Below are 20,098 nucleotides of genomic sequence, written 5' to 3'. Positions count from 1 at the left end.
GCAGGCAGGGCCTTGCTTGACCGCGGCTGTCAAAACCAGCCCGATAGAACGGCCGCCTGCCTGCACGAGCCGGGATGCGCATCCCGGCTCGTGCAAAGACTAAAGCACAAAGCATCCACACAAGCCCGGCAATGACGGAGGAAACGGGGTAGGGGGCGATTTACCCCCGACTAAACACCAGCACCGTTTCGATATTCCCATCCCCACCTGCAATCGGCGACACAACGCTCAATCGATGCGCAAATCCCTGCGCCTCGACAAAGGCGATCACCTCGCCCATGGCGCGCACATTGGCCTCCGCATCGGTGACAATCCCGCCCTTGCCGACAAAATCGCGCCCCACCTCGAACTGCGGCTTGAAGAGGATCACGGTCTCGGCCTGCGGCGCACAAAGCCCCAGCGGGGCCTCCAGCACTTTTGTGACGGACACGAAGCTCAAATCCGAAACCAGCAGGTCCACCGGCTCGGCAATCTCCTCGCGCGAAATGTCCCGCGCGTTGAAGCCTTCAATGCTCACGACCCGCGGATGCCCCTTGAGCCGCCGATGCAACTGCTCATGCCCCACATCGACCGCATAGACCTTCGTGGCCCCGCGCTCGACCAGCACCTGCGTAAAGCCCCCGGTCGATGATCCCACATCGAGGCAGGTCTTCCCCTCGACACTGATCCCACCCGCATCAAGCCCCGCCACCAGTTTCAGCGCCGCCCGCGACACATATTCGGATGCCGGATCATCGAGCGCGATGACATCATCCGCCCCAACCATCTGGTTTGGCTTCTTGGCCGGTTCGCCATTGACGCTCACGGTGCCGCGCAGGATCGCATCGCGGGCCCTTGCGCGACTAGGCAACAGCCCCCGCTCTTCAAGCGCCAGATCAAGCCTTATCCGGCTCACTGCCCGACAAGCCGCTTGACCTTGGCCAGCGCCGTATCCTGTGCCTCTTCATAGGCCACGGTGCCCTGGAACGAGCCATTCTTGTCGATCAGGAACGTCAGCGCCGTGTGATTGACCAGATAGAACTCGCTCTCGACATCGCCCGCTTTCTCCGAAAACACGCCAAACGCGGCCTTGACCTGCTCTGTCGCCGCCTGATCGCCCACCAGCCCGATCACCGAAGGGTCGAACCCTTCCACGTAAGACTTCACCATTTCCGGCGTATCGCGCTCAGGGTCGACCGTGACGAAAATGATCCGCAAGTCTTCCGGCGTCAGCCCCAGTTGGGCGCGCCAGGCGGTGGTTTCAGCCAGCGTCGTCGGGCACACATCGGGGCAGAACGTGTAGCCGAAGAAGATCAGGCTCGGTGTGCCCACCAAATCCTTCTCGGTAAACGTCCCGCCCTGCGTGGAATTGAGCGCAAAGCTCTGCCCATTCAGCCCCAGCGGCCGCTGCGGCGGACGAAACACATAGAGGAACGTCGCCCCCAGCGCCGCCACGGCCACCAGCACCCAAAGCACAATACGGAAATTGCGCAGCGTCTTGTTCGTCGTCATCTATTCAGCGTTCTTCCGCTTGTTGGCCTGCAGCGGTTGCCAAGGCTTGGCCCCGCTATCGTCCCACCCACCATGCTTCCCTCGGGCTTGACCCGAGGGCCACTCCCCACCCGCACCATAGCGCAATGGCTCCCCGCCCGACCCTCGGGTCAAGCCCGAGGGCAGCCCGGTGAACGAGGCGACCGAAGTGCCTCATTCCCCCCACGCGCAAAAACTAATTCGCGTCGAGCGGCTCGGTCCCAACTGCCTTGCCTTCCCGGCTCAGCGTAATCTTTTCGATCCGCGCTTCCGCCGTCTTCAGCAGCATTTCGCAATGCGCTTTCAGCGCTTCGCCGCGCTCATAGATGGCAATGGATTCGGCCAGCGGCGCCCGGCCGCTTTCGAGTTTTTGGACAATCTGTTCGAGCTGCTCCAAAGCCGCTTCGAAGCTCAGGGTTTTCACATCCTCGGCAATCTCGGCCATGGCGCCATCCTAAAAGTTGAGAGAACTCGTCGCCCCGTCCATCAGCATGGCCACGTGCTGGCGCACGCCTCCGGCTAGGCCCTTGAGGTCATAGCCACCTTCGAGCAGCGACACAATCCGATTGCCACAGCGGCGTTCGGCCACATCCATCAACTTTCCGGTGACCCAGGCAAAGTCCTGATCCACCCATTCGAGCTGCGCCAGCGGGTCCCGCTCATGCGCATCGAACCCGGCCGAGATCAGGATCAGGTCCGGCGCAAAATTATCGAGCGCCGGCAGGATGATCTCATTATAGGCCGCCCGCATCTCCGAGCCATCCGTATGCGCCTTCAGCGCCGCATTGACGATGTTCCCGACGCCGTGCTCGCTCGGATGTCCCGTGCCGGGAAACAAAGGCATCTGGTGGCTTGAGGCGTAGAACACGCTGGCATCGTCATAAAAAATGTCCTGCGTGCCATTGCCGTGATGCACGTCGAAATCCACGATCGCGATCCGCTCCGCCCCATATTTCCGCTGCGCCTCGCGCGCCACGATGGCCACGGTATTGATGAGGCAAAACCCCATCGGCCGGTCGATCTCCGCATGATGGCCCGGTGGCCTGATGGCGCAAAAGGCATTGTCCACCTCACCCATCACCACGGCATCGAGCCCCGCCATGGCCCCGCCCAGCCCGGTCGCCGCCGCCGAGAGCGACTGGTCCGAAATATAGGTGTCAGGATCAAGCTGCCCGATGCCCTCTGCCGGCCGCGCCATGCGCAGCCGCGCCATATAGCGCTCGTCATGCACGAGTTCAGCCAGCGTAATGTCGCCATAAGGCGCCTCGCGCCGCACCAACCGGTCGAATTCCTGCGTCGCCAGCGCCTCCTCGACCGCAATGATGCGATCGGCCCGCTCGGGATGGCCGGGTGGCGTCCGGTGATCGGCAAAATTGGTCTGGCTGACAAGGAGCGTGGTCACGGTGGCCTTCGGAGCGTTTGCAAGAAAGGGCATACCACTTTTCCGCTGCGGAAACGCGACAAACGTTCGGCTGCGCCCCGCCGACTTGACGCGCGCCCCGCCTGTTGTCAAACACCGCCCATGAGCATATTTCCCGACGATCAGGCCATTGCCGAAGCCGCCGCGTCCCTCTGCGCGGGAAAACTCGTCGCCTTCCCCACCGAGACGGTCTATGGCCTCGGCGCCGATGCGACCAATCCCGATGCCGTGCTCTCGATCTACGAAACCAAGGGCCGCCCCCGCTTCAATCCGCTGATTGCCCACGTCGCCGATCTCGAAATGGCCGAAAAGCTCGCCGTCTTTTCCCCTCTCGCGAAAAAGCTCGCCGAAAAATTCTGGCCCGGCCCCCTCAGCATCGTCGTCCCTCTGCGCCCCGGCCACGGCCTTGCCGATGTCGCCACCGCCGGCCTCGACACGGTTGCCCTGCGCATGCCCGACCACCCGGTCGCCCTCGCGCTCCTCCGCGCCACCGGCCGCCCGCTTTCCGCCCCGTCGGCCAATCCATCCGGCAAGCTCTCGCCGACAACGGCCGAGCAAGTCCGCCGCGGCTTTTCCGGCAAGGTCCCTGTCCTTGATGGCGGCGCCTGCAAGGCCGGCGTTGAATCGACTATCGTGGCGGTGGATGGCGAAACCATCATCCAGCTCCGCGCCGGCGCCCTTGCCCGCGAAGACATCGAAAAAGCCTTCGGCCGCAAAGTCGCCCGCGCCGCCAAAGGCGCCAAAATCTCCGCCCCCGGCATGCTCTTGAGCCACTACGCCCCCAACGCCTCGATGCGATTGGACACAGCTCCCCAACCCGGCGAAGCCTTTTTGGCTTTTGGGCCGGCGTCGGCGTTCTCCGGCGAAACGCGGAATCTGTCCCCCAGCGCCGACCTCCACGAAGCCGCCAGAAACCTCTTCTCCATGCTGCATGAATTGGACGCGACCGGCGCAGAGACAATCGCCGTTGCTCCCATTCCGCATGAGGGCTTGGGCGAAGCAATCAACGACAGGTTGCAAAGAGCTGCTGCGCCGCGGGACTAACCTCTCTGCGACAGTTTTCGCTCGGGGACTACCTAATCACCACGCGCCATCCTCGGGCTTGACCCGAGGACACTTCACTTGGTTTGTGTGCAGCGAGTGCAGAACCCTCGGGTCAAGCCCGAGGGTGACGATCCCAGCATATGGCCGGAAAGCTTAGTCCCGTACCTTATACGGCTTCTGGTCCCGCATGAATCTCGCCAGCGCCTCAAGATCGGGATCACCACCCGGCGGCAGCACCACGCGAATATTCACATAGAGATCGCCATCGCCATAAAGGCCCTTGCCCTTGAGGCGCAGCGCCTTGCCCGTGTCCACGCCCGGCGGCAGGTTCAGTTCCACCGAACCATCAAGCGTCGGCACGCGCACCTTGGCGCCCAGCACGGCTTCATAAAGCGTCACCGAAACATCGGTGCGCACATCGCTGCCGTCGCGCCGGAACACTTTTGATTTCTCGAAGCGCACGGTCACCAGCGCGTCGCCCGGCTCGCCAAAGGCATTGGCTGTGCCCTGGCCCTTGAGCCGGATCTGCTGACCCTCTTCCACCTTTTCGGGCAGTTTTACGTTCAGCACCTTGCCCGTCGGCATACGCACCGGAATGGAGGCCGCCTTGTGCGCATCTTCGAGCGACACGGTCGCATTCACGACCACATCGTCGCCCTTCATGCGCGCACCTGCTCCCGCGCCAGCGCCGCCCGTGGCGCCACCGGCAAACGGGTCCCACTGCGCCCCACCAGCGCCGCCACCCGGGCGAGCGCCGCCGCGCGGCTGGCCACCAAAGCCGCTCATGAATTCTTTAAGAATGTCTTCGGCCGAAAACCCGCCGGCGCCAGCGGCACCCGGCCGCGCACCACGGCCTGCGCCGCCGCCAAAGCCGCCATTGCCGAAGCCGGCAAAGCGCGGATTACCCTCGGCGTCGATTTCGCCGCGGTCGAACTGCCCCCGCTTTTCCGCGTCATTGAGCAGGTCATAGGCATGGGTTGCTTCGGCAAATTTTCCATGTGCCGAAGGGTCGTCGGGATTCTGATCGGGATGATACTTCTTGGCCAGCTTGCGATAGGCGGACTTGATGTCCTTCTCGCTTGCGGACCGCGGCACCCCGAGCACGGTGTAAGGATCGCGCATTTGGTCCAATCTGTTTGGGTCGGGCGTTGCTTCGCCCACAATTCGAGTCCTATATGGCCACGCCCCCTCGGCTTGTCCAGTTTGAGAGGGCCAAAAGCCCGGGAAATATGACGATGCTGCAAACACTCACCGAACGCCTTTTCGACGATGGCGATCGCTCCGACCTCGATCCCTTTGCCGTGTTCGAGGAGTGGTTTGCCCTGGCCAATGAGAGCGAGCCCAACGATCCCCACGCCATGGCCCTCGCCAGCGCCGACGCCTCCGGCCTGCCCGATGTCCGCATGGTTTTGCTCAACGCCCGCGATAGCAGGGGCTTTTGCTTCTTCACCAATTTCGAGAGCGACAAGGGCCGCGAGCTCCTCGCCAATCCCCAGGCATCAGCCGTCTTCCACTGGAAGTCGCTGCGCCGCCAGGTGCGCCTCCGCGGCCCGGTGGAAGTCGTCAGCCCCACTGAGTCGGACACCTATTTCGCCTCGCGCCATCGCGGCAGCCAGATCGCCTCGTCGGCTTCGCTCCAGTCCCGCCCGCTCGAAAATCGCGCCACCCTCATCGCCCGCGTCGAAGCGCTCACCGCCGAGATCGGCGATGCCCATGTCGTCCGCCCCGCCCATTGGGCCGGTTTTCGCATTAAGCCCACCATGATGGAATTCTGGAAGGACGGCGAATACCGCCTCCACGACCGCGTCCGCTTCACCCGCGAAACGCTGGATGCCGGCTGGCAAAACGCGCGCCTCTATCCCTGAGCCAGCGTTTCGCGGAGCGAAATCGCGACAAGTTTAAACAATCCCAAGACCTTTGACGTAAAACAGGCGCCAGCAAGGGAAAAGCCTCTTCGTGCGCATACTGATCAGAACGTCGAAAACGGCCATCTGGGCCCGCCGGATTGGCAGGATTGCCATTCCGCTCGTCATTCTGCCGGTCGGCATGCACCATCTGGGCCTCATCGACTCGCCCAGCTTTTTCATCGTCGCCCTCCTGGCCCTGGCCGTCTCGGCACTCGCCTCTTTCGTCGGCTTTCTGGCGCTCATCCGTCTGTGGTTTTCCGGCGATCAGGGCTGGAGCAAGGCGCTCTCGGGCCTCTTCCTCGGCCTCATCTGCCTCCTGCCCTTCGCCTATTACGGCTACTACGCCTGGCGCTATCCGCCCGTCACCGACATCGCCACCGTCGCCCGTGGCGAGCTGCCGCTGCTCTTCCTGCCCGATACGGCCAAAATGCCGCCGCCCCTCCTCATCAAGCCCGATGAGCAGGCCCGCATCTTCCCCAATGCGACCACACGCACCTATCCGCTTGATGTCGTCTCGCTCTTCGGCGTCGTCGAACGCCTCGCGCAGGCCGAGGGCTGGGATATCCGCCTCACCCGCGCCCCGGGCCTCGATGGCACACCCGGCCGCCTCAATGCCCGCATCACCACCATTCCCGGCTGGCGCGAAGAAGCCGTGCTCCGCGTCGCCCCCACGTCCACCGGCGCCAAGGTCGACATGCGTTCGGCCTCGATCAACGCCCCGCACGACTTCGGCTCCAACGGCACCCGCATCGAGCGCTTCATGGTAACGCTCGACAATGAAGTGACGACGCTCCTCCGCGACAACCCCAACGTCAACCAACCCGCATCAGCCGAAGACGAAGAGCCAGCCCCAAGCGTCGAGGGCGAAGGAGACTAGGTCTCCTCTCACACTCGATCCGACACCCTCCCCTCGACGGGGAGGGCGGGGGAGGGGTGTTCACACGCTCAGAAATCGTGGCTCCCGCCGCAAACTCTACTGCGTCAGCACCCGCCGCACCGCATCATCCCAGCCCGCCACCTTGGCCTTGCGCTCTTCCGCATCCATCGCCGGTTCAAACCGCCGATCCCGCGCCCAGCCCGCAGCAAATTCATCCATATCAGGCCAAACTCCCGCCTTCATGCCCGCCAACCACGCTGCACCCAGCGCTGTCGTCTCCAAAATCGTCGGCCGATCCACCGGCGCATCGAGCACATCCGCCAGAAACTGCATGGTCCAGTCCGAAGCAACCATCCCGCCATCAACGCGCAGCACGGTATCGCCCTCGGCCGTCCAATCTTTCCGCATCGCCTCCAGCAAGTCCCGCGTCTGGTAGCAAACCGCCTCCAGCGCCGCCCGGGCAATTTCCGCCGGCCCGGTATTGCGGGTAATCCCAAAAATCGCCCCGCGCGCCTCGGCATCCCACCACGGCGCGCCCAGTCCCACAAAGGCCGGCACCATATAGACATTCTGGCTCGGGTCCGCCGTCCGCGCCAGCGGCCCGGTTTCGCTTGCATGCTTCACGAGCTTCAGCCCATCGCGAATCCACTGCACCGCCGCGCCCGCAATGAAAATCGAACCTTCCAGCGCATAGATGGTCTCGCCATTCAGCCGATAGGCAATGGTCGTCAGCAGCCGGTTCTGCGAGCGCACCATATCTTTGCCGGTGTTCAACACCGCAAAGCATCCCGTGCCATAGGTCGATTTGACCATGCCCGGCGCAAAACACGCCTGTCCGATGGTCGCCGCATGCTGGTCGCCCGCCACCCCGAGTATCGGGATTTCAGCGCCAAACAGCGCCGTCACCCCAAAATCATCCGCGCAATCTTTCACTGCAGGCAGCAGCGCCTTCGGCACACCGAGAATCCCCAGCAGCTCCTCATCCCAGAGATTGCGCGAGATATCGAACATCAACGTCCGCGCCGCATTGGTCGCGTCGGTCGCATGAACCTTGCCGCCCGTCAGCCGCCAGATGAGGAACGTATCAATCGTCCCAAAAGCCAACTCACCCGCCTCGGCCCGCGCCCGCGCGCCCTCGACATTGTCGAGCAGCCATTTGACCTTCGTGCCCGAAAAATACGGATCAAGCAGCAAGCCGGTCCGCTCGGTAAACAGCGCCTCATGCCCCGCCCGCTTCAGCTCCGCACACGTCGCCGAAGTCCGCCGATCCTGCCAGACAATCGCATTGTAGATCGGCTTCCCCGTCGCCCGATCCCAGACAACAACCGTCTCGCGCTGATTGGTAATCCCGATCGCCGCGATCTGCTCTGCGCCAACCTTGGCCTCCCCGAGCGCGGTCTTGATGGTTGCAACCACACTCTCCCAGATTTCCTCCGGATCGTGCTCCACCCAGCCATCCTGCGGAAAGATCTGCGAAAATTCCTTCTGCCCGACCCCGACCACCTTCCGGTCGCCATCGAACACAATCGCCCGGCTCGACGTCGTGCCCTGATCGATCGCCAGAATGAATTTGGTCATGAATTTCTCCTCCGGAACTCTGCGGTCCCTCGATCTCTCCACCCTATCGTCATTGCCGGGCTTGTCCCGGCAATCCATCTTGGGGAGGCCTGCCAATCCTGCGGATTGGCATGGACCACCGGACAAGCCCGGTGGTGACGACCACCAAAATGCTAGTGGCTCAAATACTCCTCAAGCCGCGCCACATCCTCGGCGCCAACCCGCAGCCCCAATTTGGTGCGCCGCCACAACACATCTTGTGCCGTCCGCGCCCACTCGTGTTCAACCTGATAATCGACTTCGGCCGCATAAAGGTCGGCACCAAAATGCTGCCCCAGCGCGGAAACCGTCTTCCGATCCCCCAGCAGCACCCGCGCCTTCGTCCCATAAAGCCGCATCAGGCGCTTCAGCAGCGTCCCCGGCAATTCCGGATAATCGAGCCCCAGCCGCCGCACTTCCGCATCAAAGCTCAGCGGCCCGAAATCGCCGCCGGGCAGGGTGCTGACCTTGGTCCACGCCCCCTTCTTCTTGCCCAAGACCTCTTCGATCTTTTCGAGCACCGATTCCGCCAACCGCCGCGACGTCGTCAGCTTGCCGCCAAACACATTGACCACGGCCCCCGTCGCCGCATCACCCTCGACCTTGAGCACATAGTCCCGTGTCGCCTCCTGCGCCGCGCTCGCGCCATCGTCAAACAGCGGCCGCACGCCCGAATAGGTCCAGACAATCTCGTCCTTGGTAACGGGCTTGGCAAAGTACTCGCTCGCCGCGGAGAGCAGATAATCCGTCTCTTCCTGCGAGATTTTGACATCCTTCGGATCGCCCGTGTAGTCGCGGTCCGTGGTGCCGATCAGCGTAAAATCATCCTGGTACGGAATGGCGAAAATGATCCGCCCATCGCCATTCTGGAAAATATAGCAGCGGTCGTGATCATAGAGCTTCTTCACCACGATGTGGCTGCCCTGAACCAGCCGCACATTATGCGCTCCGTTCTTGCCCATCACGCCATTGATGACATTGTCGACCCACGGCCCCGCCGCATTGACGATCATTTTGGCGCGCACCGTCTGCGTGCCACCTTCGCCCTCAAGCGAAATCGTCCAGGCGCCACTTTCCTTGCGCGCCGAAGTCACCTTGGTCCGGGCATAAACCGTCGCGCCCTTGTCCGCCGCATCGCGCACATTGAGCACCACGAAGCGCGCATCATCGACCCAGCAATCCGAATATTCGAACCCCAGCCGATAGCCCGGCTTCAGCGGCTTCCCGGTCACATCCCGCGTCAAATCCAGTGTCTTGGTCGGCGGCAAGAGCTTCCGCCCGCCCATATAATCATACATGGCCAAACCGGTGCGCAGCACAAAAGCCGGCCGCAGCCCCTTGTGATGCGGCAGCACGAAGCGCAGCGGCCGAATGATATGCGGCGCCGCTGCCCAAAGAATCTCGCGCTCCGCCAGCGCCTCATGCACCAGCCGGAACTCGTAGTGCTCGAGATAGCGCAGCCCGCCATGGATCAGCTTGGTCGCCGCCGAGCTCGTGCCCGAAGCAAAATCATTCATCTCGGCAAGGCCCACGGAAAACCCGCGCCCCACCGCATCGCGCGCCACGCTGGCCCCATTGATGCCGCCGCCGATGACGAACAGATCCAGCACTGACTCACTCATATCGCTTCGCTCCGAGAATAGTTCGTATGTAAGTCATTTGCTTTCGTTTTGAAACTATCATTGTTTCGTTTCGGCGACCCACACCGCGAAATTCCTTAGCCGTTCCACAACACGGCCATACGACAAAGCAGAGTTGAAAACTTCCATACAAGATCATGGTTGACCCGAGCATGCCAAGGGTCTAGGCCTCCTGTGCCTTCCCGGCCCGGATCCTCGGCCAATGCTCGACATCATCTTTGTTATCCTGCCCATCTTCGGCCTCATGGGCCTGGGCTATTTCGCCGTGCTCAGGCGGCTCTATCCGGCCGAAGGCGTCAAAAGCCTCATCGCTTTCGTCAATAATTTCGCGACGCCGTGCCTCTTGTTCCACTCGATCTCGACGAGTGATTTCCGCTCGGCCTTCAATCTGTCGATCATCGGCCCCTTCTATTTCGGCGCCATTGTCTGCTTCATCGTCGGCATCATCATCGCCCAACGGGTCTTCGGCAATCGCCCCGGCGAAAGCGTCGCCGTCGGCTTCTCCGGCACTTTTACCAATACCGTGCTGGTCGGCCTCCCCATCCTCACCCGCGCTTATGGCAGCGACGCCCTGCCAGTGACCCTATCGATCATCGGCCTCCACGGCGCGATCCTCCTCACTGTGGGCATGATCACCATGGAACTGGTCAAGCGCGATGGTCAGCCGCTTGGCAAGACGCTCGTCGTCGCCGTCCGCCGCGTCGTCTCCAATCCGCTGATCTGGGGCATTGCCGCCGGCATCATCGGCTCACTGCTCGAAATAAAACTCATCGAGCCGGCCGAAGCCTTCTTCGTCATGATGAGCCAGGCCGTCGTCCCCGCCGCCCTTTTCGGCATCGGCGGGGCGCTCGTCGAATTCAAGCTCTCGGAAAACTGGAAGCAGGCCCTCGTCGCCTCGCTCATAAAACTGATCCTGCACCCCGCCATCGCCTATGTGCTGATGGTCTGGGTCCTGCACGTCCCGCTCGAAGTGGCCCGCTACGGCATCCTGCTCGCCGCCATGCCGGCCGGGGTGAACATCTACGTTTTCGCCACCTACTACGACCGCGGCGTCAGCGTTGCGACCAACACCATCCTCATCGCCACGGTGCTGTCAGCCGTGACGATTACGGGGTGGCTTTATATTTTGGCGCTTTGAGGCGGGGACACCGGTTCCCAGTAGCCCTCATGGTGAGGTGCGAAGCGTAGCGCAGCCTCGAACCACGAAGGCGTGCCTCGGTGCTTCAGTGCCACGCCCCCGTGCTTCGAGGCTTTGCTCCGCAAAGCACCTCAGCATGAGGGCTACTGGCGCGGCGGCAGGTGGGAGAGATCAGCCCTTCAGTGCCGTCTCCGCCAGCCGCACCCAATAACTCGTCCCCACCGGAATAGCCTCGTCATTGAAATCATACGTATCGGTATGCAGCTCCGACGAATTCCCATTCCCGAGGAAAATATACGCCCCTGGCCGCTCATTGAGCATGAAGGAAAAATCCTCCCCGCCCATCGACGGCGGCGTATTCCGGTCCACCCGCTCCGCGCCCGCAACTTCGCTGGCCACGTCAGCCGCAAAATCCGCTTCCCGTGCCGAATTGACAGTCACCGGATAACCCCGCGCATAGCGGATCTCAGCGCTCGCCCCAAAACTCTGGGCAAACTGCGGCACGATCTCGCCAAGCCGCGCCTCGATGAAATCCTGCACGTCGCCATCGAGCGTGCGCACCGTGCCGGTAATCTTCGCCGTCTGCGAGATGACGTTGTCGGCCTCGCCCGCCTCGATCATCGTCACTGAAAGCACCGCCGATTCCAGCGGATCCAAATTGCGCGAAACAATCGTCTGCAGCGCCGTCACCATCTGCGCGGCAACGATGATCGGGTCCACCGTCTGCTGCGGCCGCGCCGCATGCCCGCCCTGGCCGGTAATGGTGATGTAAAAGCGGTCCGTCGCCGCCATGATCCCGCCGTGGCGAATACCAAAGTGCCCAACCGGCATCCCCGGCCAGTTGTGCATCCCATAAAATTCCGAAATGTCGAATTTCTCGACGAGACCGTCTTCCAGCATCACCTTGCCGCCGCCGCCGCCCTCTTCGGCCGGCTGGAAGATCAGCGCAATGCGCCCATCGAAATTCCGCGTCTCGGCCAGATACTTTGCCGCGCCCAGCAGCATCGCCGTGTGCCCATCATGCCCACAGGCATGCATCTTACCCTGGTTGGTCGAGGCATAAGGGGCACCAGTTTTCTCGGTGACCGTCAGCGCATCCATGTCGGCCCGTAGCCCAATGGTCTTGCCGCTGGTATTGGTCCGGCCATTGATGATGCCGACAACGCCGGTGCGCCCGAGCCCCGTGACAACCTCGTCGACCCCGAACGCTTTCAGCTTTTCCGCCACGATCCCCGCGGTGCGGTGCACATCGAACAGCACTTCCGGATGCTGATGCAAATCCCGTCGCCAGGCGGTGATCTCATCATGAAATTCGGCAATGCGGTTGAGGATAGGCATAGGATGTCCGAAGCAGAAGGAAAGAGGCTGCAATGTCCATGCCCGCGGCGGCGGCGTCAACTGCCCGCGCCGTCACACGCCCGTCACCGCTTTTATGCCCCGGTGCTACACATTGCGGCTGCGACCACCTATATGGCGGATAACGTCATTCCATGGGTCCGCTAATGTTCGCCTCCAAGACCGTCCGCTTCGCCAGTCTCTTTGCCGTCCTGGTCATGGCTTTTTCCATGATTTCGATCAGCGATGCCGAAGCGCGCCGTGGCGGCAGCTTCGGCAGCCGCGGCATCAACACGTTCAATCCGCCCGCCATCACCAATACCGCGCCCAAGCCTGTTGCGCCGGTTCAGCGCACCATGACGCAAGGCCAGCAGCCCTCTGCCGCTCCCGGCGTGCAGTCCGCGCAGCCGCGTGGCTTCATGAATGGTTTTGGCGGTTCGCTCCTGCGTGGCCTGGCGCTCGGTGGCCTTCTTGGCCTGCTTTTCGGCGCCGGCTTCGGTGGCTTTGGCGGCGTCTTCGCCATGATCGTGCAGATCGCCCTCATCGGCGGCCTCGTCTGGCTTGCCCTGCGCTTCTTCCGCGGCCCGCGCCCGGCCACGGCCGGCGGCCCCACTTCGGCGGCCTATCAGGCCCAACCCAATAGCCCGCGCAATGATTTCGGCCAGATGTTCGGCGGCGGTTCCGCTGCGCCGCGCGCGGCAAAACCTGCGCCGGGCAAAAACCAGCTCGATATCGGCATGGCCGATCTCGAGATTTTCGAACAGATGCTGAGCCGCGTTCAGGCTGCCTTCGCCAGCGAGAATTATGCCGCCCTTCGTGCGCTCACCACGCCCGAAGTCATGGGCTATCTCTCTGAAGAGCTGGCCACCAACGCCACCAATGGCGTCAAAAACCACGTCTCCGACGTGCGCCTCCTCCAGGGCGACCTCGCCGAAAGCTGGCGCGAAGGCCGGGACGAATATGCCACCGTCGCCATGCGCTATGCCTCGATCGACTATACCGCCGATCGCCAGACCGGCGCGGTCGTGGAGGGCGACGCCGAGAACGCGACCCAATCCACCGAGATCTGGACCTTCAAGCGTACCTCGGGCGCCGATTGGCTCCTCTCCGCCATCCAGGAAGCCTGATCCCTCTCTCTCAGAGATTCCGGCCCGCGCTTTCTGACGGAGGCGCGGGCTTTTTTCTGCCTAGGCAGGGCTTTCTAACATTCGCGCCGCGACCGAACCGAATTTCCCCTCGTGTGCCTTGCCCGCTCCGGCTCAACCTGCCATTGAACCCCCAAATTCGGAGCCGCCCATGAAAATCCTCGTCGCCGTCAAGCGCGTCGTTGACCACAATGTCCGCATCCGCGTCCGCCCCGATGGAACAGGCGTGGAAACCACTGGCGTACGCATGTCGATGAATCCCTTCTGCAAGCACGCGGTTGAGGCCGCGGTGCAACTGGCCGAAAAGGGCCAGGCGAGCGAAGTGGTCATCGTCTCCATCGGCCCCAAGCAGAGCAACGACGTCATTCTCACCGCCCTCGCCATGGGCGCCCATCGCGGCATCCTCGTCGAAACCGACGCGGCGCTGGAAACCCTCACCATCGCCAAGCTGCTCGCCAAGGTGACCGAGGAAGAACAGCCCGACCTGATCCTCCTGGGCAAGCAGGCCGTCGACGACGATTCCAACCATGTCGGCCAGATGCTCGCCGCCCTCACCAATCGCCCCCAGGCCACCTTCGCCTCGGAAATCCTGGTGAAAGGCTCTGAACTGGAAGTCACCCGCGAAGTCGACTACGGCCGCGAAACCGTTGCGGTTCCGCTCCCCGCCGTCGTCACCGCCGACCTCCGCCTCAACACGCCGCGCAATGCCGCCCTCCCCATGGTGATGAAGGCGCGCTCCAAGCCATTGGCCGTGCGCCCCGCCACTGAATTCGGCATCGACCTCGCCCCGCGCCTCGTGGTGGAAAAGATATCCCCGCCCGCCGAACGCGTCGCCGGCAAGACCGTCGGCTCCGTTGCCGACCTCGCCGCTGCCATCGCCGCCGAAGTCAACGAGATGGAGGCGCTCTGATGTCGGTTCTCCTGCTTGCCGATCACGACAAGGGTGAACTCTCACCCGCCACTGCCCGCCTCGTAGCCGCCGCGAGCCAACTCGGTCCGGTCGACCTGCTTGTCGTCGCCGAAAACCCCGACAACATCGCCGCTGCGGCCGCTCAAATCGCCGGTGTTCGGATAGTCCAAGTGGTAAAAGCGGCGGAGACGGCCGAATCCATCACCAATTCTCTCGAAAGCCTCGCTCAACGCTACCAGTCTGTTAGCGCGAGCGCCTCGTCGGTTGGCAAAGACGTTATCCCGCGCCTCGCGGCAAAACTCGATATCCAGCCGGTCACCGACGTGGTCGAAATCCTCGGCCCCAACCGCTTTACTCGCCCGATCTACGCCGGTAACGCCTTGGAAACACTCACCGACCCGCAGCCCAAGCACCTCCTCACCTTCCGCGCTTCGGCCTTCCGTCCTGCCGCCTCGGGCAATGCCGCGCCGGTCGAAAACCTAGACCTTTCAGTCAATTCCGCCGCCCGCTTCCTCGCTGCGCACCGCACCGAAAGCGACACGCCTGATCTCGCCACGGCCCAGATCGTCATCGGCGGCGGCGTCTCCGTCGGCTCCGCCGAAGGTTTTCAACTGATTGAAAAGCTTGGAAAAACCCTCGGTGCGGCCGTCGGCGCCACCCGCGCCGCGGTCGATGCCGGTTACGCCCCCAACGATTGGCAGATCGGCCAGACCGGCAAGATCATCGCCCCCGATCTTTACATCGCCATCGGCATCTCCGGCGCGCTGCAACACCTCGCCGGCATCCAGGGTGCGAAGAAGATTTTTGCCATCAATACCGACGCAGAAGCGCCCTTGGTGAAAATCGCCGACGTGGCCCTGATTGGCGATCTCTTTGAAATCGTTCCACAATTGATCGCTGAACTGGAAAAACACGGCCTAAAACGTTAGTCGAAGGCCACCCACTTCCAATTGCAAAAATCCCTGAGCCGCCTATAAAGGCGGCGCTTCCCTCACCGGACTTCCAACAAAATGTTCGAAACCCTCTCAAAGGCTCCAGGCGACAAGATTCTTGCGCTTATGGGCGAGTATGCTGCTGACCAGCGTTCCACCAAGATCGACCTCGGCGTCGGCGTCTACAAAGACGAAAAGGGCGTGACCCCGGTCATGACCGCGGTGCGCAAAGCCGAAGAGAAAATCCTTTCGAACGAAAAAACAAAGACTTACCTCGGCATTGCCGGCAATAAGGGCTTTGGCACTTCGGTGCTCGACCTTGTCCTCGCCGGCGGCGTCGACCTCTCCCGCGTCCGCATTGCGCAGGCCCCGGGCGGCACCGGCTCGCTCTGGGTGCTGATGCAGCTCATCAACCGTGCTCGCCCCGGCGCCACGGTTTATGTGTCGGACCCGACCTGGGCCAACCACAACCCGATCGCCATCAATTCCGGCCTCAAGGTCGCGACCTACCCGTATTTCGATACGGAAACGCGCGGCGTCAAATTCGCCGAAATGCTGGCAACGCTTGATAAATTGGGCGCTGGCGATGTCGTGCTGCTGCACGGCTGCTGTCACAACCCGACCGGCGCAAACCTCTCCAACGAAGAGTGGGACCAGGTTGCCGCGAGCCTGCTGCGCACCGGCGCGCTGCCCTTCGTCGATCTCGCCTATCTCGGCTTTGGCGATGGGATCGAAGCCGACGCCTATGGAACCCGCAAAATTCTATCCACGGTCCCCGAAGCTCTGGTAGCATTCTCGGGCTCGAAGAACTTTGGGCTCTATCGCGAGCGCGTTGGCGCCGCCATCCTCATCGCCCGCGATGAAAAAGAAGCGGATATTACAAATTCGCAGCTCCTGAACATCATTCGCGGTGCCTATTCCCAGCCCCCCGATCACGGTGCCGAGATCATTCGCACCATTCTTGAGGACAAGGCGCTGCGCGCCGAGTGGGAAGAAGAACTGGCGCTGATGCGCAACCGTATGATTTCATTGCGGAAAAAACTCGCAGACGCGATCCGCGAGCGCTCCAATTCCACCGATTTCGACTTCGTCGCCGATCACCGCGGCATGTTCTCGTTGCTAGGTCTCACCAATGATGCCGTTGAACATCTTAAAGCCGAAAACGGGGTCTATATGACTGGGGATAGCCGCATCAACGTTGCCGGCATTCCGGAAGATCGCGTGGGAGACCTCGCGGTCGCTTTCCTCGGGGCATCCCGATAAATTGGGTGGGGACCGGAAAACAGCATTGGTTTTCAAGTCCCTGCCTTGTCTTCGCTTGCGGCACGCTGCCGCCATGCTACACCTTGGCCAAAGGCCACTTGGCAGAGATTTTAGGAGGGAACGATGAAGTTCTTCGTCGATACTGCAGATACCGCCGCCATCAAGGAACTCTATGAAACCGGTCTCCTCGACGGCGTCACCACCAATCCGTCGCTGATTGCCAAGTCCGGCCGCGACTTCAAGGAAGTCATCGCCGAAATCTGCGCCATCGTTCCCGGCCCGGTTTCCGCCGAAGTCGCCAGCCTTGAATATGATGGCATGGTTGCCGAAGGCGAGCACCTCGCCAAGATCGCATCCAACGTCGTCATCAAGCTGCCGCTGACCCTTAACGGTCTGAAGGCAACCAAGTATTTCAAGGACAAGGGCGTCAAGACCAACGTCACGCTCTGCTTCTCGGCCAATCAGGCCCTGCTCGCTGCCAAGGCCGGCGCGACCTATATCTCGCCCTTCCTCGGCCGCCTCGACGACATCAACCTCGATGGCGTGCAGTTGATCGAAGACATCCGTACGATCTACGATAACTACCAGTACGAAACCCAGATCCTGGCAGCCTCGATCCGCTCGCCCAACCACGTCACCCAGGTGGCTCTGGTCGGTGCCGACGTCGCCACCATCCCGCCCGACGTGATCAAGAAGCTCGCCAACCACCCGCTGACCAATGCGGGCATTGACGGCTTCCTCAAGGACTGGAAGGCCACTGGCCAGTCGATCCTCTAAGGGTCGTCGCACTCCATTGATTGGCTTCGGTTAATTCCGAAGCTATGCCTTTGAAGGCCTCGCCCTCGTCAAACGCCTGGGTGAGGTCTTTCTGTTTTTCTGAGACCGACATGGCCGATACCGAACTCGCCGCCCGCATTAAAGCCGCCCTCAATGCCGTGGAAATTCCGGGCGGTGGCGACCTCGCGAGCTTTTCCGGCCTCTCCGAAATCATCGTCACCCCCAGCGCCGTTGCCTTTGCCGTCGGCGTCCCGCAGGGCATGGAAGCCGCCTTCGGCCCGGCCCGCGAAGCCGCCATCGAAGTGGTGAAAACCCTCTCCGGCGGCCGCAAGGTCATGGTCTCCATCACCTCCGAGAAGCAGGCTGGCCCAAAATTCTCCCACGGCTCGCCCCAGCCCCAAGGCAAGACCCGCGTAAAGGGCGTGCGCCGCATCATCGCCGTCGGCTCGGGCAAGGGCGGTGTCGGCAAATCCACCACCTCGGTCAATCTCGCGCTCTCCCTCGCTGCCGAGGGCCTGAAGGTCGGCATGCTCGACGCCGACCTCTACGGCCCCTCCGTCCCCAAACTGCTGGGGATCGAAGACCGCACCGCGCTGCGCGACGACGGTATTTTCCAGCCGCACGAGGCTTTTGGCCTAAAAGTCATGTCGATCGGGGCTATGCTGGTTCCCGGCCAGGCCGTGGTCTGGCGCGGCCCCATGGCGACCTCCGGCCTCCGTCAATTGCTGCGCGAAACCGATTGGGGCGATCTCGACGTCCTCGTCATCGACCTGCCACCCGGCACCGGCGACATTCATATCGGCCTCTTCCAGCAGACCATTGTCGATGGCGTCGTCATCGTCTCGACCCCGCAGGACCTCGCGCTAATCGACGCGCAAAAAGCCATCGACATGCTCCGCCGCATGTCCGTACCCATCTTGGGGCTCATTGAAAACATGAGCTATTTCATCGCCCCCGACACCGGCAACCGCTACGACATCTTTGGTACCGGCGGCGCCGAGAAGGCCGCCGAGCGCCTCGACATCCCGTTCCTCGGCGCAATCCCACTTGTCATGTCCATCCGCGAAAATTCCGACGCCGGGGCGCCGCCTGTCGCGACTGATCCCCAAGGCGCAGAAGCCTCTGCCTACCGTGTGATCGCCCAACGCCTCGTCGCCGGCATGCGATAAGCGACACGCAGGTTAGGGGCATTCGAGCCCCGAAACCCCTTTCCGAAATCGATTGCATAGCTTTTCCGAACACGCTATCCGGCTAGTCCAACAGGGGCGCCACGCCCAGCGGAGGGGTTATGTTTTCGATCGATCGCAAGGATTTTGGTCCTGACTTCACCTTTGGCGTCGCCACGGCCGCCTATCAGATCGAAGGCGGGCAGCGCGATGGTCGCGGCACTTCCATTTGGGACACGTTCTCCGCAACCCCCGGCAATGTCCACAATGGCGATACAGGCCTCAACGCCTGCAATCACTACGAACTCTGGCCTCAAGACCTCGATCTCATCCGCGACGGCGGCTTTGACGCCTATCGCTTCTCGATCGCCTGGCCGCGGCTGATCCCCGAAGGCACCGGCGCCATCAACCAGGCCGGTTTCGACTTCTATGATCGCCTGATCGACGGCATGCTCGAGCGTGGCCTGAAACCCTATGCGACGCTCTACCACTGGGATTTGCCCTCCGCCCTGCAGGACCGCGGCGGCTGGATGAACCGCGATATCGCCAACTGGTTCGGCGACTATGCGACGCTGGTCGGCGAAAAGTTCGGTGATCGTCTGGCAGCGACGGCGACCATCAACGAGCCCTGGTGTGTCGCCTTCCTCAGCCATTTACTCGGCATCCACGCCCCCGGCTATCGCGACCTGCGCGCCGCCGCCCGCGCCATGCACCACGTGCTCTTTGCCCACGGCACCGCCATCGACGCCCTGCGCGCCACCGGCACAAAAAACCTCGGCATCGTGCTCAATCTCGAAAAATCCGAGCCGGCAACCGACAGCGAAGAAGACAAGGCCGCCTGCAATTTCGGCGATGCGCTGTTTAACCGCTGGTATCTCGGCGGTGTCCTGAAGGGCCAATATCCCACCGAACTGACCGAATGGCTCGCACCCTACCTGCCGGCGAATTATCAGGCCGACATGTCTATCGTGTCGCGCCCGCTCGATTGGCTCGGGATCAACTACTACACCCGCGGCATCTACAAGGCGTCCACCCAGCCGGGCCGCCCCGTGGAGCAGGTGAAGGGCGACCTCGAAAAGACCGATATCGGCTGGGAAATCTACCCCAAAGGCCTGTCGGATCTCTTGGTTCGCGTCTCCAATGAATATACCAAAATCCCGCTCTACGTGACCGAGAACGGCATGGCCGAGGTTGAAGGCGACGACGATCCGCGCCGCGTAAAATACTATGACGAGCACCTGAAGGCCGTGCTCGCTGCCCGCGAGGCCGGCGCCGATGTGCGTGGCTATTTCGCCTGGTCGCTGCTCGACAATTACGAATGGGCCGAGGGCTATAACAAGCGCTTCGGTCTGGTACATGTCGACTACGAGACCCAGCAACGCACCCCCAAGGCGAGCTATCGTTCTTTCCAGGGCATGCTGCACAATACGCGCTAGACG

General features: G+C 62.3%; 19 protein-coding genes. 11 read left to right on the top strand and 8 right to left on the bottom strand.

The features are described from left to right. Positions 1 to 160: 160 nt before the first annotated feature. The 4 genes from JP75_RS13140 to JP75_RS13125 all read right to left on the bottom strand — a co-directional run bounded on the left by JP75_RS13140 (position 161) and on the right by JP75_RS13125 (position 2,911). Positions 161 to 895 (bottom strand): TlyA family RNA methyltransferase, encoded by a 735-nt coding sequence (locus JP75_RS13140; protein ID WP_035083662.1) that lies wholly within the window; start codon positions 893 to 895, stop codon positions 161 to 163. Beyond that, on the bottom strand, positions 892 to 1,491 hold the full coding sequence (locus JP75_RS13135) for an SCO family protein (RefSeq protein WP_035083661.1): 600 nt from the start codon (positions 1,489 to 1,491) through the stop codon (positions 892 to 894). Before JP75_RS13135 ends, JP75_RS13140 begins: the two co-directional genes overlap by 4 nt. Before the next feature lie 214 nt (positions 1,492 to 1,705). Then, the gene (locus JP75_RS13130) at positions 1,706 to 1,954 is read right to left on the bottom strand and encodes an exodeoxyribonuclease VII small subunit (protein ID WP_035083659.1); all 249 of its coding nucleotides are present in this window, start codon (positions 1,952 to 1,954) and stop codon (positions 1,706 to 1,708) included. A 9-nt stretch (positions 1,955 to 1,963) separates the two neighbouring features. Beyond that, positions 1,964 to 2,911, bottom strand: a complete 948-nt coding sequence (locus JP75_RS13125) for a histone deacetylase family protein (RefSeq protein ID WP_035083697.1) — start codon at positions 2,909 to 2,911, stop codon at positions 1,964 to 1,966. 120 nt (positions 2,912 to 3,031) lie between these two features. Between JP75_RS13125 and JP75_RS13120 the strand changes: the two genes are divergently transcribed. Further along, positions 3,032 to 3,973 carry an L-threonylcarbamoyladenylate synthase gene (locus JP75_RS13120; protein WP_035083657.1) on the top strand — a complete coding sequence of 314 codons (942 nt, stop codon included), beginning with the start codon at positions 3,032 to 3,034 and terminating at the stop codon, positions 3,971 to 3,973. A gap of 153 nt (positions 3,974 to 4,126) precedes the next feature. Here JP75_RS13120 and JP75_RS13115 read toward each other — a convergent pair whose 3' ends face one another. Continuing rightward, entirely contained in the window at positions 4,127 to 5,095 is a 969-nt protein-coding gene (locus JP75_RS13115; protein WP_035083655.1) for a DnaJ C-terminal domain-containing protein, read from the bottom strand. Between the two features lie 107 nt (positions 5,096 to 5,202). Between JP75_RS13115 and pdxH the strand changes: the two genes are divergently transcribed. Together pdxH and JP75_RS13105 are read left to right on the top strand one after the other, a co-directional pair. Next, positions 5,203 to 5,838, top strand: a complete 636-nt coding sequence (gene pdxH, locus JP75_RS13110; RefSeq protein ID WP_035083654.1) for a pyridoxamine 5'-phosphate oxidase — start codon at positions 5,203 to 5,205, stop codon at positions 5,836 to 5,838. Positions 5,839 to 5,929: 91 nt separating this feature from the next. Next, complete coding sequence (locus JP75_RS13105; RefSeq protein ID WP_035083652.1) at positions 5,930 to 6,757, top strand: DUF1499 domain-containing protein; 828 nt, start codon at positions 5,930 to 5,932, stop codon at positions 6,755 to 6,757. Positions 6,758 to 6,853: 96 nt separating this feature from the next. Here JP75_RS13105 and glpK read toward each other — a convergent pair whose 3' ends face one another. Then, the gene (glpK, locus tag JP75_RS13100) at positions 6,854 to 8,335 is read right to left on the bottom strand and encodes a glycerol kinase GlpK (protein WP_035083651.1); all 1,482 of its coding nucleotides are present in this window, start codon (positions 8,333 to 8,335) and stop codon (positions 6,854 to 6,856) included. A gap of 152 nt (positions 8,336 to 8,487) precedes the next feature. Further along, positions 8,488 to 9,975 (bottom strand): glycerol-3-phosphate dehydrogenase, encoded by a 1,488-nt coding sequence (glpD, locus tag JP75_RS13095; protein ID WP_035083649.1) that lies wholly within the window; start codon positions 9,973 to 9,975, stop codon positions 8,488 to 8,490. Positions 9,976 to 10,195: 220 nt separating this feature from the next. Between glpD and JP75_RS13090 the strand changes: the two genes are divergently transcribed. Further along, positions 10,196 to 11,131 (top strand): AEC family transporter, encoded by a 936-nt coding sequence (locus tag JP75_RS13090; protein WP_035083647.1) that lies wholly within the window; start codon positions 10,196 to 10,198, stop codon positions 11,129 to 11,131. Positions 11,132 to 11,302: 171 nt separating this feature from the next. Here the strand turns inward: JP75_RS13090 and JP75_RS13085 are convergent, their stop codons facing one another. After that, the gene (locus JP75_RS13085; protein WP_035083645.1) at positions 11,303 to 12,469 is read right to left on the bottom strand and encodes a M20 aminoacylase family protein; all 1,167 of its coding nucleotides are present in this window, start codon (positions 12,467 to 12,469) and stop codon (positions 11,303 to 11,305) included. Between the two features lie 164 nt (positions 12,470 to 12,633). On the opposite strand from JP75_RS13085, the gene JP75_RS13080 reads away from it, so the two are divergent. From JP75_RS13080 to JP75_RS13050, 7 genes are all read left to right on the top strand, one after another. Continuing rightward, complete coding sequence (locus JP75_RS13080; protein ID WP_035083643.1) at positions 12,634 to 13,593, top strand: Tim44 domain-containing protein; 960 nt, start codon at positions 12,634 to 12,636, stop codon at positions 13,591 to 13,593. A gap of 169 nt (positions 13,594 to 13,762) precedes the next feature. Then, positions 13,763 to 14,521: an electron transfer flavoprotein subunit beta/FixA family protein gene (locus JP75_RS13075; protein WP_035083641.1), complete on the top strand. Its 759-nt coding sequence runs from the start codon at positions 13,763 to 13,765 to the stop codon at positions 14,519 to 14,521. Continuing rightward, positions 14,521 to 15,450 (top strand): electron transfer flavoprotein subunit alpha/FixB family protein, encoded by a 930-nt coding sequence (locus JP75_RS13070; RefSeq protein WP_035083640.1) that lies wholly within the window; start codon positions 14,521 to 14,523, stop codon positions 15,448 to 15,450. The genes JP75_RS13075 and JP75_RS13070 overlap by 1 nt, the downstream gene beginning before the upstream one ends. A gap of 81 nt (positions 15,451 to 15,531) precedes the next feature. Then, the gene (locus JP75_RS13065) at positions 15,532 to 16,716 is read left to right on the top strand and encodes an amino acid aminotransferase (RefSeq protein WP_035083638.1); all 1,185 of its coding nucleotides are present in this window, start codon (positions 15,532 to 15,534) and stop codon (positions 16,714 to 16,716) included. Between the two features lie 123 nt (positions 16,717 to 16,839). Then, a complete protein-coding gene (gene fsa / locus JP75_RS13060; RefSeq protein ID WP_035083637.1) occupies positions 16,840 to 17,493 on the top strand; it encodes a fructose-6-phosphate aldolase in 654 nt (217 codons plus the stop codon). 110 nt (positions 17,494 to 17,603) lie between these two features. Further along, on the top strand, positions 17,604 to 18,662 hold the full coding sequence (locus JP75_RS13055; RefSeq protein WP_035083636.1) for an Mrp/NBP35 family ATP-binding protein: 1,059 nt from the start codon (positions 17,604 to 17,606) through the stop codon (positions 18,660 to 18,662). 119 nt (positions 18,663 to 18,781) lie between these two features. After that, positions 18,782 to 20,095, top strand: coding sequence for a GH1 family beta-glucosidase (locus JP75_RS13050; RefSeq protein ID WP_035083635.1), 1,314 nt, complete (start codon positions 18,782 to 18,784; stop codon positions 20,093 to 20,095). Positions 20,096 to 20,098: the final 3 nt, after the last annotated feature.

The sequence above is a fragment of the Devosia riboflavina genome, from assembly GCF_000743575.1.
Classification (GTDB): Bacteria; Pseudomonadota; Alphaproteobacteria; order Rhizobiales; family Devosiaceae; genus Devosia; species Devosia riboflavina.
The sequence above is the reverse complement of the archived record's forward strand: the minus strand, read 5'-3'. Positions and strand labels throughout refer to the sequence as shown.